The 12,176-nt window shown below is 72.4% G+C and carries 9 protein-coding genes; all 9 read right to left on the bottom strand.

Translation table 11 applies throughout. The annotated features are described in order from the left end of the window. Window positions 1-5 precede the first annotated feature (5 nt). The 9 genes from murG to rsmH all read right to left on the bottom strand — a co-directional run bounded on the left by murG (window position 6) and on the right by rsmH (window position 11,873). Window positions 6-1,100 (bottom strand): undecaprenyldiphospho-muramoylpentapeptide beta-N-acetylglucosaminyltransferase, encoded by a 1,095-nt coding sequence (gene murG, locus OG295_RS25155; RefSeq protein WP_266838574.1) that lies wholly within the window; start codon window positions 1,098-1,100, stop codon window positions 6-8. A gap of 6 nt (window positions 1,101-1,106) precedes the next feature. Then, complete coding sequence (gene ftsW, locus OG295_RS25150; protein ID WP_371678928.1) at window positions 1,107-2,465, bottom strand: putative lipid II flippase FtsW; 1,359 nt, start codon at window positions 2,463-2,465, stop codon at window positions 1,107-1,109. Window positions 2,466-2,534: 69 nt separating this feature from the next. Further along, on the bottom strand, window positions 2,535-3,983 hold the full coding sequence (murD, locus tag OG295_RS25145) for a UDP-N-acetylmuramoyl-L-alanine--D-glutamate ligase (RefSeq protein WP_371678927.1): 1,449 nt from the start codon (window positions 3,981-3,983) through the stop codon (window positions 2,535-2,537). After that, window positions 3,965-5,035, bottom strand: a complete 1,071-nt coding sequence (gene mraY, locus OG295_RS25140; protein WP_371678926.1) for a phospho-N-acetylmuramoyl-pentapeptide-transferase — start codon at window positions 5,033-5,035, stop codon at window positions 3,965-3,967. The genes murD and mraY overlap by 19 nt, the downstream gene beginning before the upstream one ends. Continuing rightward, window positions 5,032-6,456 carry a UDP-N-acetylmuramoyl-tripeptide--D-alanyl-D-alanine ligase gene (murF, locus tag OG295_RS25135; RefSeq protein WP_371678925.1) on the bottom strand — a complete coding sequence of 475 codons (1,425 nt, stop codon included), beginning with the start codon at window positions 6,454-6,456 and terminating at the stop codon, window positions 5,032-5,034. The genes mraY and murF overlap by 4 nt, the downstream gene beginning before the upstream one ends. Then, window positions 6,453-8,147: a UDP-N-acetylmuramoyl-L-alanyl-D-glutamate--2,6-diaminopimelate ligase gene (locus OG295_RS25130; RefSeq protein ID WP_371678924.1), complete on the bottom strand. Its 1,695-nt coding sequence runs from the start codon at window positions 8,145-8,147 to the stop codon at window positions 6,453-6,455. The genes murF and OG295_RS25130 overlap by 4 nt, the downstream gene beginning before the upstream one ends. 61 nt (window positions 8,148-8,208) lie before the next feature. After that, a complete protein-coding gene (locus OG295_RS25125; protein WP_371678923.1) occupies window positions 8,209-10,245 on the bottom strand; it encodes a peptidoglycan D,D-transpeptidase FtsI family protein in 2,037 nt (678 codons plus the stop codon). Window positions 10,246-10,410: 165 nt separating this feature from the next. After that, entirely contained in the window at window positions 10,411-10,947 is a 537-nt protein-coding gene (locus OG295_RS25120; RefSeq protein ID WP_371678922.1) for a hypothetical protein, read from the bottom strand. Further along, window positions 10,944-11,873: a 16S rRNA (cytosine(1402)-N(4))-methyltransferase RsmH gene (gene rsmH, locus OG295_RS25115; RefSeq protein ID WP_267089516.1), complete on the bottom strand. Its 930-nt coding sequence runs from the start codon at window positions 11,871-11,873 to the stop codon at window positions 10,944-10,946. The genes OG295_RS25120 and rsmH overlap by 4 nt, the downstream gene beginning before the upstream one ends. Between the last annotated feature and the right edge of the window lie 303 nt (window positions 11,874-12,176).

Below are 12,176 nucleotides of genomic sequence, written 5' to 3'. Positions count from 1 at the left end.
CCGCCTCAGCGGGCCCTGTTGGCCGCGACCGCCTCGTAGACCAGGCCGACGAGCAGGTCGTCGGCGTCCCGGCGGCCGAACTCGGCGGCGGCGCGGGACATCTCGTACAGGCGGTGCGGATCGGACAGCACCGGGAGGATCTGGCCGAGCACCCAGTCGGGCGTCAGTTCCGCGTCGTCCACGAGCAGGCCGCCGCCGGCCTTGACCACCGGCTGGGCGTTGAGCCGCTGTTCGCCGTTGCCGATGGGCAGCGGTACGTAGGCGGCCGGCAGTCCGACGGCGGAGAGTTCGGCGACGGTCATCGCGCCCGCGCGGCACAGCATCATGTCGGCGGCGGCGTACGCGAGGTCCATCCGGTCCACGTACGGTACCGGGACGTACGGCGGCATCCCGGGCATGTTGTCGACACGCGGCAGTTCGTTCTTCGGGCCGACCGCGTGCAGGATCTGGATCCCGGAGCGCTGGAGGGTCGGAGCGACCTGCTGGATCACCTCGTTGAGGCGGCGGGCGCCCTGCGAGCCGCCGGAGACCAGCAGCGTCGGCAGGTTGGGGTCCAGCCCGAAGGCGGCGCGCGCCTCGGGGCGGACGGCGGCCCGGTCGAGGGTGGAGATGGACCGGCGCAGCGGGATGCCCACGTAGCGGGCGCCGCGCAGCTTGCTGTCCGGGGTGGACACCGCGACGGCGTGCGCGTAGCGGGAGCCGATCTTGTTGGCCAGTCCGGGCCGGGCGTTGGCCTCGTGGACGATGATCGGCACCCCGAGCCGCTTGGCGGCCAGGTAGCCGGGCAGGGCCACGTAACCGCCGAAGCCGACGACGCAGTCCGCCTTGGTCCGGGTCAGGATCTCCTCGGCGGCCTTGATGGTGCCGCGCAGCCGCCCGGGGACGGTGATCAGCTCGGGCGTGGGCTTGCGGGGCAGCGGTACGGCGGGGATCAGCCCCAGCTCGTAGCCGCGCTCCGGGACCAGCCGCGTTTCAAGGCCGCGTTCGGTACCGAGGGCGGTGATGCCCACGGTCGGGTCCTGCCTGCGCAGGGCGTCCGCGAGGGCGAGCGCCGGCTCGATGTGGCCGGCGGTCCCCCCACCGGCGAGTACGACATGCACCGAAATTCACCGCTCTCCGGACGGACGCCTCTTGACGCGCCGTCTCATCGACTTCCATATCGGCCCGCTCCGCTGCCGGCCGAACCTCGGCCGGCGCATCGCGAGCGCCGCTCGCGCCGCCGGCTCCTCCCGCGCGAAGGCGATGAGCAGTCCGACCGCGAACATGGTCGGCAGCAGGGCCGACCCTCCGTAGGAGAACAGCGGGAGGGGCACACCGGCGATCGGCAGCAGGCCGAGCACCGCACCGATGTTGATCACGGCCTGGGCCGTGATCCACGTGGTGACGCCTCCCGCGGCATACCGTACGAAGGGGTCCTCCGTGCGTCCGGCCACGCGGATACCCGCATAGCCTAGGGCCGCGAACAGGGCGAGCACCGACAGCGTCCCCGCCAGCCCCAGTTCCTCACCGGTGATGGCAAAGATGAAGTCGGTGTGGGCTTCGGGCAGTTGCCCCCATTTTTCCACACTCGCCCCCAGGCCGGAACCGAACCATCCACCGGATGCCAGGGCGTAGATCCCGTGTACGGCCTGCCAGCAAAGGTCGTTCTTGCCCGGATCTGTCGCGCCGAGGCAGGCGAGCCGGTCCATGCGGTGCGGGCTGGTCTTGATGAGCAGTGCGACGATCACACCCGCGAAGAGCAGGACCCCCGCGAACATCCGGGTCGGCGCCCCGGCGAGCCAGAGCAGCCCGAACAGGACGGCGCCCAGGATCATCGCGGTGCCCATGTCCCCGCCCAGCATGATCAGCCCGAGCAGCAGGAAGGCCACCGGGACCAGCGGCACCAGCAGGTGCTTCCACTGGCTCAGCAGCTCCTTGTCCCCCTTGCGGGCCAGCAGGTCGGCGCCCCACAGGATCAGGGCGAGTTTGCCGAACTCACTGGGCTGGAGCATGAACGGACCGCCAAGGGAGATCCAATTCTGGTTGCCGTTGATCGAGACCCCTATCCCGGGGACCTGGACCAGGACCATCAGGAACAGGGTGCCGGCGAGCACCGGATAGGACAGGGCCCGGTGCAGCTTGACCGGCATCCGGGAGGCGGCGAAGAGCAGGACGGAACCGATCAGGGCGGCCAGGAACTGCTTCTTGAAGAAGTACGCGTCCCCCAGGCCCAGCTGGAGGGCCTTGATCATGGAGGCCGAGTAGACCATCACCAGGCCGAGCCCGGTGAGGAGCAGCGAGCTGCCGAAAATCAGGTAATAGGCGGTCAGCGGCCGGTCCCACGCCTTGCTCAACTGCCGCTGTGCGCGCCGCAGCCGCTGCAGCGGCCCGTGGGCGGGCCGCCGGGCGGTGACCGCGGGGCGTTTGCGGCCCTGCGCCTTCACGGCGGCGGGCCGCCGCCCCGGCAGCATCTGCTTGGCCGGCATCTGTGATCTTCCCCTCCACTCGTACGAGGCGAGCAGCCGGGTCGGGCAGGCATGCTGCCCCGGATCGACCTAGGCGCTCTCGGCGGCCAGTTCGCGCACGGCGTCGGCGAACGCGTCCCCACGCTTGTTGTAGTTCGCGAACATGTCCATCGAGGCACACGCGGGCGCCAGCAGGACCGTGTCGCCGGGCTCCGCGAGCCGGGCCGCCTCCCGGACCGCTGCGAGCATCGCCCCAGTGTCGGTCCGTTCGAGGTCGACGACCGGGACCTCGGGGGCGTGTCGCGCCAGCGCCTCGGCGATCAGCGCCCGGTCGGCGCCGATCAGTACCACCGCGCGCAGCCGGTCGGCGGACTTCCGGACGAGCTCGTCGAAGGTCGCGCCCTTGGCGAGGCCGCCGGCGATCCAGACGACCGGTTCGAAGGCCGCGAGGGAGGCCTCCGCGGCGTGCGTGTTGGTGGCCTTGGAGTCGTCGATGTAGGTGACCCCGCCGACCTCGTCCACGTACGAGACGCGGTGGGCGTCGGGGCGGAAGTCGCGCAGGCCGTCGCGGACCGCGCGGGGCTCCACGCCGAAGGCGCGGGCGAGGGCCGCCGCCGCGAGGGCGTTGGCGATGTTGTGCGGGGCCGGCGGGTTGACGTCCTTGACCTCGGCGAGCTCCTGGGCGTTCTTCTGCCGGTTCTCGACGAAGGCGCGGTCCACGAGGATCCCGTCGACCACGCCGAGCATGGAGGGGCCGGGGGCGCCGAGGGTGAAGCCGATGGCCCGGCAGCCCTCCTCGACGTCCGCCTCGACGACCAGGGCCTCGGTGGCGGGGTCGGCGACGTTGTAGACGCAGGCGACCGTGTTGCCCTCGTAGATGCGGCCCTTGTCGGCGGCGTAGGCGTCCATCGAGCCGTGCCAGTCCAGGTGGTCCGGGGCCAGGTTGAGGACGGCCGCCGAGTGGGCGCGTACCGAGGGCGCCCAGTGCAGCTGGTAGCTGGAGAGCTCGACGGCGAGGACGTCATAGGTCTCGTCGCCGGTCACCACGTCGATGATCGGGGTGCCGATGTTGCCGACGGCCGCGGTCTTCAGACCGGCCGCGCGCAGGATCGACGCGAGCATCTGGGTGGTGGTGGTCTTGCCGTTGGTGCCGGTGATCGCGAGCCAGGGGGCGGCGTTCTCGCCGCGCAGCAGCCAGGCGATCTCGACGTCGCCCACGACGTCCACGCCGGCCTTGGCGGCGGCCTCGAACAGCGGGCTGTCGGGCTTCCAGCCGGGCGAGGTCACGACCAGGTCGGTGCCTTCGGGCAGGACGTCTCCGGCGCGGGCGCCGTCCGCCAGGTGGCCGAGGCGTACCTCGATGCCCAGCTCCGCGAGCTCGGCGGCCCGCGCCCGGTGGGCGTCCCCGTCCCCGTTGTCGACGACCGTCACGACGGCGCCGAGGCCGGCCAGGGCGCGGGCGGCACTGATGCCGCTCACGCCGAGGCCGGCGACGGTGATGTTCCTGTCCTGCCAGGAGGTCACTTGTCTGCTGCCCATCCCGCGTAGAAGAGACCGAGACCGACGATCACGCACATGCCCTGGATGATCCAGAAGCGGACCACGACGAGGACTTCGGACCAGCCCTTGAGTTCGAAGTGGTGCTGGAGCGGCGCCATCCGGAAGACGCGCTTTCCGGTCAGCTTGAAGGAGCCGACCTGGATGACGACCGACATCGTGATGAGCACGAAGAGGCCGCCGAGCAGTGCCATCAGGAGCTCCGTGCGGGAGCAGATGGCGAGGCCCGCGAGCGCGCCGCCGAGGGCGAGCGAGCCGGTGTCACCCATGAAGATCTTGGCGGGCGAGGTGTTCCACCACAGGAAGCCGAAGCAGGCTCCCATCAGGGCGGAGGCGACGACCGCGAGGTCCAGCGGGTCGCGCACCTCGAAACAGGCGTTCGGGTTGGTCAGGGTCTGCGCGTTGACGCAGGACTCCTGGAACTGCCAGACGCCGATGAAGGTGTAGGCGCCGAAGACCATCACGGCGGCGCCGGTGGCGAGGCCGTCCAGACCGTCGGTCAGGTTCACGCCGTTGGACATGGCCAGGATCATGAACAGCGCCCAGACCACGAACAGCACGGGGCCGATCGCCCAGCCGAAGTCCGTGACGAACGACAGCTTCGTGGAGGCCGGGGTGAGTCCGCGCGAGTCCGAGAACTGCAGCGCGAGGACCGCGAAGGCGATGCCGACGATCAGCTGGCCGGCCATCTTGGCCTTGGCCCGCAGACCGAGCGAGCGGCGCTTGACGATCTTGATGTAGTCGTCGAGGTAGCCGACCACGCCCATGCCCGCCATCAGGAAGAGCACGAGCAGGCCCGACATGCTCGGGGATTCGCCCGTGATCGCCTTCGTCGCGGCGTACGCGATGAGCGTCGCCAGGATGAAGGAGATACCGCCCATGGTGGGCGTGCCCTTCTTCCCGGCGTGGCCGCGGGGGCCGTCGTCGCGGATGAACTGGCCGTAGCCCTTGCGGGCCAGCAGCTTGATCAGGAGGGGGGTGCCGATGACGGTGAGGAACATACCGATGACACCCGCGAACAGGATCTGCCTCATCGGCCGGCGACCTCGCCCTCGCTGTCGAGCAGCGCCTGCGCGACCCGCTCCAGGCCGATCGACCTGGAAGCCTTCACCAGCACGACGTCCCCCGGGCGCAGTTCACTGCGCAACAGGTCCACTGCCGCCTGCGCGTCGGACACGAGCACCGACTCCTCACCCCACGAACCCTCGTTATATGCGCCCAGTTGCAGCCAGGACGCTTCCCTGCCCCCGACTGCCACGAGCTTGCTCACGTTGAGCCGGACGGCGAGCCGTCCCACCGCGTCGTGCTCGGCCAGCGCGGCGTCGCCGAGCTCGGCCATGGGGCCGAGCACCGCCCACGTACGTCCCCCCTTCGCCCTGGCGGAGTCGCCCATCGCGGCAAGTGCGCGCAGGGCGGCCCGCATGGACTCGGGATTCGCGTTGTAGGCGTCGTTGACGATCGTCACGCCGTCCGCGCGCTCGGTGACCTCCATCCGCCACCGTGACAGCGTGCCCGCCGAGGAGAGCGCTGTGGCGATCTCTTCGACGGACATGCCCAGGACATGGGCGACGGCGGCCGCGGCGAGCGCGTTCGACACGTGGTGCTCACCGTACAGCCGCAAGGTCACATCGCTGCACCCGGTCGGGGTGTGGAGTGTGAAGGAGGGTTGTCCGGCGGGTGTCATCCGCACCTCGGTGGCCCGTACGTCGGCGTCCTCGGCCTCCCCGAACAGGACGGTACGGGCCTTGGTGCGGGCGGACATGGCCCGCACCAGCAGGTCGTCCGCGTTGAGGACGGCGACCCCGCCGTCGGCTTCGGCCGGCAGGGCCTCGACCAGCTCTCCCTTGGCCTGGGCGATGGCCTCGCGGCCGCCGAACTCGCCGATGTGGGCGGTCCCGACGTTCAGGACGAGGCCGATGCGCGGCGGGGTCAGGCCGGTCAGGTAGGCGATGTGGCCGATTCCTCGGGCGCCCATCTCCAGGACGAGGTGCCGGGTTTCGGCGGTGGCCTTCAGGGCCGTGAGCGGCAGGCCGATCTCGTTGTTGAGGGAGCCGGGCGTCCACACTGTGGGCGCGTGGTGCTGGAGCACCTGGGCGATGAGGTCCTTGGTGGACGTCTTGCCGGCCGAGCCGGTCAGCGCCACCACGTCGGTGCCGAGGCGTTCGACGACGGTACGGGCGAGGGCGCCGAGGGCCTTCTCCACGTCGGGGACCACGATCGCCGGTACGCCCACGGGGCGGGCGGCGAGGACGGCCGCGGCACCGGCCGCGACCGCGCGCTCGGCGTAGTCGTGGCCGTCCACGTGCTCGCCCTCGAAGGCGGCGAAGAGGCTACCGGGCTCCACCTGGCGGGAGTCGATGACGACGGGGCCGCCGATCCGCACCGAGGGATCCGGTATGTCGTGGGGCCGCCCGCCGGTGATGTCGGCGATCTCGGCGAGGGAAAGGGCGATCACTGGTTCACCTCGGCCTGTCGGGCGCTGCGCTGCTGGGTCTCGATGGCCGCGCGGAGCACGGCGCGGTCGTCGAAGGGGCGTACGACGCCCGCGGTGTCCTGGCCCTGCTCGTGGCCCTTGCCGGCGACGAGGACCGTGTCCCCGGCCCCGGCGCGCGCGACGGCGGCGGCGATGGCCGCGGCCCGGTCGGCGTCGACGAGAACGGTGGCGCGCTCGGCCGGCGGCACCGACACGGCGCCCTCGAACATCGCGGCGAGGATCGCGAGCGGGTCCTCGGAGCGCGGGTTGTCGGAGGTCAGGACGGCGACGTCGGCGTACCGGGCCGCGGCGGCGCCCATCGGGGCGCGCTTGGTGGTGTCGCGGTCGCCGCCGCAGCCGAGGACGATGTGCAGCCTGCCGGTGGTGACCTCGCGCAGGGCGCGCAGCACCGACTCGACGGCGTCCGTCTTGTGGGCGTAGTCGACGACGGCCAGGTACGGCTGTCCCGCGTCGACCCGCTCCAGGCGGCCCGGGACGCCGGGGACGGCGGCGACGCCGTCGGCGGCGGTCTGCGGGTCCAGCCCGGCGGCGGCGAGCGTGACGATCGCGGCGACGGTGTTCGCGACGTTGAACGGGCCGGCCAGCGGGGCGGTGGCCCGTACGCGCTGGCCCTCGGGCCCGACCAGGGTCAGGGTGGAGTCCATGGGGCCGCTGACCACGTCCTCGGCGCGCCAGTCGGCGGCCGGGTCGCCGGCGGCGGAGAAGGTCACGACCGGGATCGGCGCCTCCTTCGCGAGGCGGCGGCCGTACTCGTCGTCGACGTTGACCACGCCGAGGCGGGCGCGGCGCTGGGTGAAGAGCTGCGCCTTGGCCTGGAAGTAGTCCTCCATGTCGGAGTGGAACTCCATGTGTTCCGGGCTCAGGTTGTTGAAGACGGCGACGTCGAAGACGCATCCGTCGACCCGGCCCAGCACCAGGGCGTGGCTGGAGACCTCCATGGCCACGGCCTCGACGCCGCGTTCGCGCATGACGGCGAACAGGGCCTGGAGGTCGGTGGCCTCGGGGGTGGTGCGCTCGGACTTGATGCGCTCGTCGCCGATGCGCATCTCGACGGTGCCGACCAGTCCGGTCGTGCGTCCGGCGGCGCGCAGTCCGCCCTCGACGAGGTAGGCGGTGGTGGTCTTGCCCGAGGTGCCCGTGATGCCGAGCTGGAGCAGGCCTTCACCGGGGCGGCCGTAGATCTCGGCGGCGAGCTCGCCCATCCGGCCGCGCGGGTCGGCGACGGTGAGCACCGGCAGGCCGGTCGCGGCGGCGCGGTCGGCGCCCGCCGGATCGGTCAGCACGGCGGCCGCGCCGAGGGCGGCGGCCTGCGTGGCGAAGTCCGCGCCGTGGAGCCGGGCGCCGGGCAGGGCGGCGTACAGATCGCCGGGGCGCACGGCACGGGAGTCGTGCGTGATGCCGGTGATCGGTGTGGCGCCTGAATCGGGCAGACCCAGCAGGGTGGCCAGCTCGCCCAGGGGGGTCGGGCGGGCGGACACGGGCCGGGGCGCTCCCGGCGGCGCTGCCGGGGCGTCTTTCTGGGCGGTTCTGGGCTGATCAGCGTGGGGCACGGCGGTGAGCGTACCGGGCGCGGCGGGCCGCTCGCGAAGCGAGGGGCCGCCCTGGGCGCCGTCGGCCGATTGGTTCCCGGGTTTCGGGGTGATGGTTGTCACTGATGGTGCCTCACGCGTTTCTGGCCGGGCGGCCGGTTCACCGCCCGGACTGCGGGCCGGTCTACGGGCTGGGCTGAGGGCCGGGCTGGGTGTTGTTCGGGGTGGCGGGCGGCGGGCCGCCGTCGAAGGTCACCGGGAGTCCCGCGGGGGCGGTTCCGGTGGGTGCGACCTGGAGGGTCTTGAGCGCGAACTCCATCACCGTCTTGTAGATCGGTCCGCAGATCTGGCCGCCGAAGTAACTGCCCTTGGTGGGGTTCTGGATGGCGCAGTAGACGGTGATCCGCGGGTTGTCGGCCGGGGCGAAGCCGGCGAAGGAGGCGGTGTAGCCCTTGTAGCGGCCGGTGGCCGGATCCACCCGGTTGGAGGTGCCGGTCTTGCCGCCGACCCGGTAGCCGGGGATGCGGGCCTTGGTGCCGGTGCCCTCCTGGTCGTCGACCACGGATTCGAGCATCTCCGCGAGGGTCTTGGCGGTCCCCTGGCTGACCACGCGCGTCTGTTCGGGTGCCTGGGCCGGGGTGAACCGGCCGTCGGGGCCCTTGGTGCCGCGCACCAGGGTCGGGGTGATCCGGACCCCGCCGTTGGCGATGGTGGAGTAGACGGAGGCCGCCTGCATGGCGTTGAGCGACAGGCCCTGGCCGAAGGGGATCGTGTACTGCTGCGAGGTGGACCAGGCCTCCGGCCTGGCGAGGATGCCGCGGGACTCGCCGGGGTAGTTGAGGCCGGTGGGGCGTCCGATGCCGAATTTTTCCAGGTAGGAGTAGAGGACCCTGTTGGCCTCGGGCTGGGTGGCGCCGAGCTGGCCGGTGGCCAGGATGGTGCCGATGTTCGAGGACTTGGCGAGGACCCCGTTGAGGGTCAGGTACCAGGTCGGGTGGTCGACGTCGTCCTTGAAGAGCCGGTCGCCGCGGTGCAGCCGGTTGGGGACCTCGACGTGGGTGTCGGGGGTGGCCTTCTTCTCCTCCAGGACGGCGGCCATCGAGATCACCTTGGCGGTCGATCCCGGTTCGTACACGTCCTGGAGGGCCGCGTTGCCCATCGCGGTGGAACGGGCGCGGGTCAGGTCGTTGGGGTCGAAGCCGGGGGCGTTGGCCATGGCCAGGACCTCGCCGGTGCGGGTGTCCTGGACGACGACGTAGCCGCGGTCGGCGCCGGACTTCTCGACCTGCTCGGCGATCGCGGACTGCGCGGCCCACTGGATGTCGCGGTCGATGGTCAGCTCGATGTCGTCGCCGGGTACGGCGGGCTTCTCGCTGGATCCCGCGGTGGGGACGCGGCGGCCGCCGGACTGGGCGTACGTGAGCCGGCCGTCCTTGCCGGACAGCTTCTTGTCGAGGGAGGACTCCAGGCCGCCGCCGCCCTTGCCCTCGGCGTTGACGTAACCCAGTATCCCGGCGGCGAGGTCGCCGTTCGGGTACACGCGCTTGCTGCTGACCTCGTTGAAGACGCCCGCGATGACGTTGGCGCCGGGGCCGTTGCCGCGCTTGTCGGCGGCGGCCTTGTCGGCGAAGAGCTTCTTGAGGTCCTTGATCTGGTTCCAGACCTGGGGGGTCTGGCGGCGGGCCAGGATCACGTAGCGGGTGTTCTTGGTCTTCAGGCGTGCGGTGAGCTCCTTGGCGTCCTTGCCGAGGATCGGCGCGAGGAGGGCCGCGGCCTGCTCGGGGGCGTCGGGGGCCTTGCTCTCCTGCGGCGTGAACATCTTGGGGTCGGCGGTGATGTCGTACGCGTCGACGCTGGTGGCCAGGGCCACGCCCTTGCGGTCGGTGATCTCCCCGCGCTCCGCGGCCAGGGTGTAGCTGGCGAAGCGGTTCTCGGTGGCCTTGGCGGAGTACGCGGACGCGTCGACGGCCTGCAGCTGGAGGAGCCGGACGACGAAGGCCAGCATGACCAGGGTCAGCCCCACGCCGACCAGGCGCAGCCGGGGCTTCGGGCTGCCGAGGCGGATGGTGTGCGGGGTGCGCTGCGCGGCGGGGCGGCGGGTCGCGGGGCGGGAGGCCGGGCGGGCCGCGGCCCGCGCCCGCTCACCGGGCCGCGGCCGCGGTGGCCCGGTCACTCTGCGGCGCGGAGGCTCCTTGGGGCTCACCGGGGCCCCCTCGACCATGCCGGCGCGGCCGGGATCGTCCTCCGGACGCCCCGGCCGCGCCGTCCCGCACCGCTCAGCCGGAGTCCGGCCCCGCCGGCGCCTGGGGCGCGGCTCCGGTCGGGGTCCGGGGAACGGTGGAAGGGCGGGGCGGGGAGATGCCCCGCAGGGGTCCGCGTCACGACGTCACCTTCCAGGGGTCTGGCTCGGCTGTGGCTGGGCTTGAGGGGGTACGGACTGGCCCGTGGCGGGCGCGGGGCCCCCCGAGGGCGGGGCCGGCGCGCCGGACGCGGGCGGCTGCGCACTCGGGGAAACCGCCGGGGGCGACGGCGCGGGCGGTGCCTCCGCCGCGGTGGGGGTGCCGGCGACCTTGCCGTCGGAGCCGATGAAGACGGGGCTGCCGCCCGGCACCAGCCCCAGCTCGTGCGCCCGGCGCTGGAGCGCGTCCGGGGCGGAGTAGCCGTCGACGTCCCGCTGGAGCGCCTGCTGCTCGTCCGTCAGGGCGGTGGTCTCCTTCTTCAGCCTCGTCAGCTGGAAGGAGCCCTGGTTGAGCGCGGAGTTCAGCAGCAACAGGCTGATCAGCCCGCCGCCGAGGAGCGCCACCACCAGCAGGACGAACGGCATCCGGGCCGCCTGCCCCGCCGTGGCGGCGGCGGGCCGCACCCGGACGAGGCGGGCCGCCCTGCCGGCCTTGCCGCCCGGGGAGCGGCCCGCCGGGGTCACAGCCGCGCCTCGCGGATGCGCTCGACGCCGCGGAACCGGGCCGGGGCCGCCCGCCGGTTCTCGGCGATCTCCTCCTCGGTGGGCAGTTCCGCCCCGCGCGTCAGGAGCTTCAGCTTCGGCTGGTACTTCTCCGGCACGACCGGCAGTCCGGGCGGCGCCGTGGAGGTGGCGCCCGCCGCGAAGACCTGCTTGACCAGCCGGTCCTCCAGCGAGTGGTACGAGAGCACCGCGATCCGCCCGCCGACCGCGATCCGGTCGACCGCCGCCGGAATGGCGCGCTCCAGCCCGGAGAGCTCGCCGTTGACCTCGATGCGCAGGGCCTGGAAGGTCCGCTTGGCGGGGTTGCCGCCGGTGCGCTTGGCGGCCTGCGGCAGCGCGTCCCGGATCAGCTCCACCAGCCGCGCGCTGTTGCTGAAGGGCTCCTTCTCCCGCTCCCGCACGACCGCCGACACGATCCGCTTCGCCTGCTTCTCCTCGCCGTACTGGCGCAGGATGCGCACCAGCTCGCCGGGGGCGTAGGTGTTGAGGACCTCGGCGGCGCTGATGCCGGTCGTCTGGTCCATGCGCATGTCCAGCGGCGCGTCCTGCGCGTACGCGAACCCGCGGTCGGCCTCGTCGAGCTGCATGGAGGAGACGCCCAGGTCGAAGAGGATGCCCTGGACGGCCGGGATCCCCAGGCCGTCGAGCACCTCGGCGAGGTCGGCGTAGATCGCGTGGACGAGGGTGGCCCGGTCGCCGAACGGCGCGAGGCGCTCGCCGGAGAGCCGCAGGGCCTCCTTGTCGCGGTCGAGGCCGATCAGGTGGGCCTCGGGGAACCGGGTCAGCAGGGCCTCGCTGTGGCCGCCGAGGCCGAGGGTGCAGTCGACGACTACGGCCCCCGGCCTCTCCAGCGCCGGGGCCAACAGGTCCAGGCACCGCTGGAGCATCACCGGGACATGTCGGGACTCGCTAGTCAAAGCGCCCTCTCAGATAACGGCGCGGCAGGCGTACGCCGCGCCGCGCACGCGGAGTTTTACCAGGGGGCCGGGCGGCCGGGTGAGGGCCGGGCTCCGGCCGGTTCGCGTCACTTTAGTGCAACGGTCGCCGCGGTCAACGAACCGCCCCGCGCCCGGTGCGCCCCACCCGCGGGGAACACGCAAAGGCCGCGAATCACCTGAATGGCAGCCCCCGCCTCACCCCTGTGGGTTAGCTCACAACAAGGCTCGTTGACCTTCTTTGTCCACCCTCAC

The sequence above is a fragment of the Streptomyces sp. NBC_01276 genome, assembly GCF_041435355.1.
Taxonomy (GTDB): Bacteria; Actinomycetota; Actinomycetes; order Streptomycetales; family Streptomycetaceae; genus Streptomyces.
Note: the sequence above shows the minus strand (reverse complement) of the source record. Positions and strands in the feature narration are given on the sequence as shown.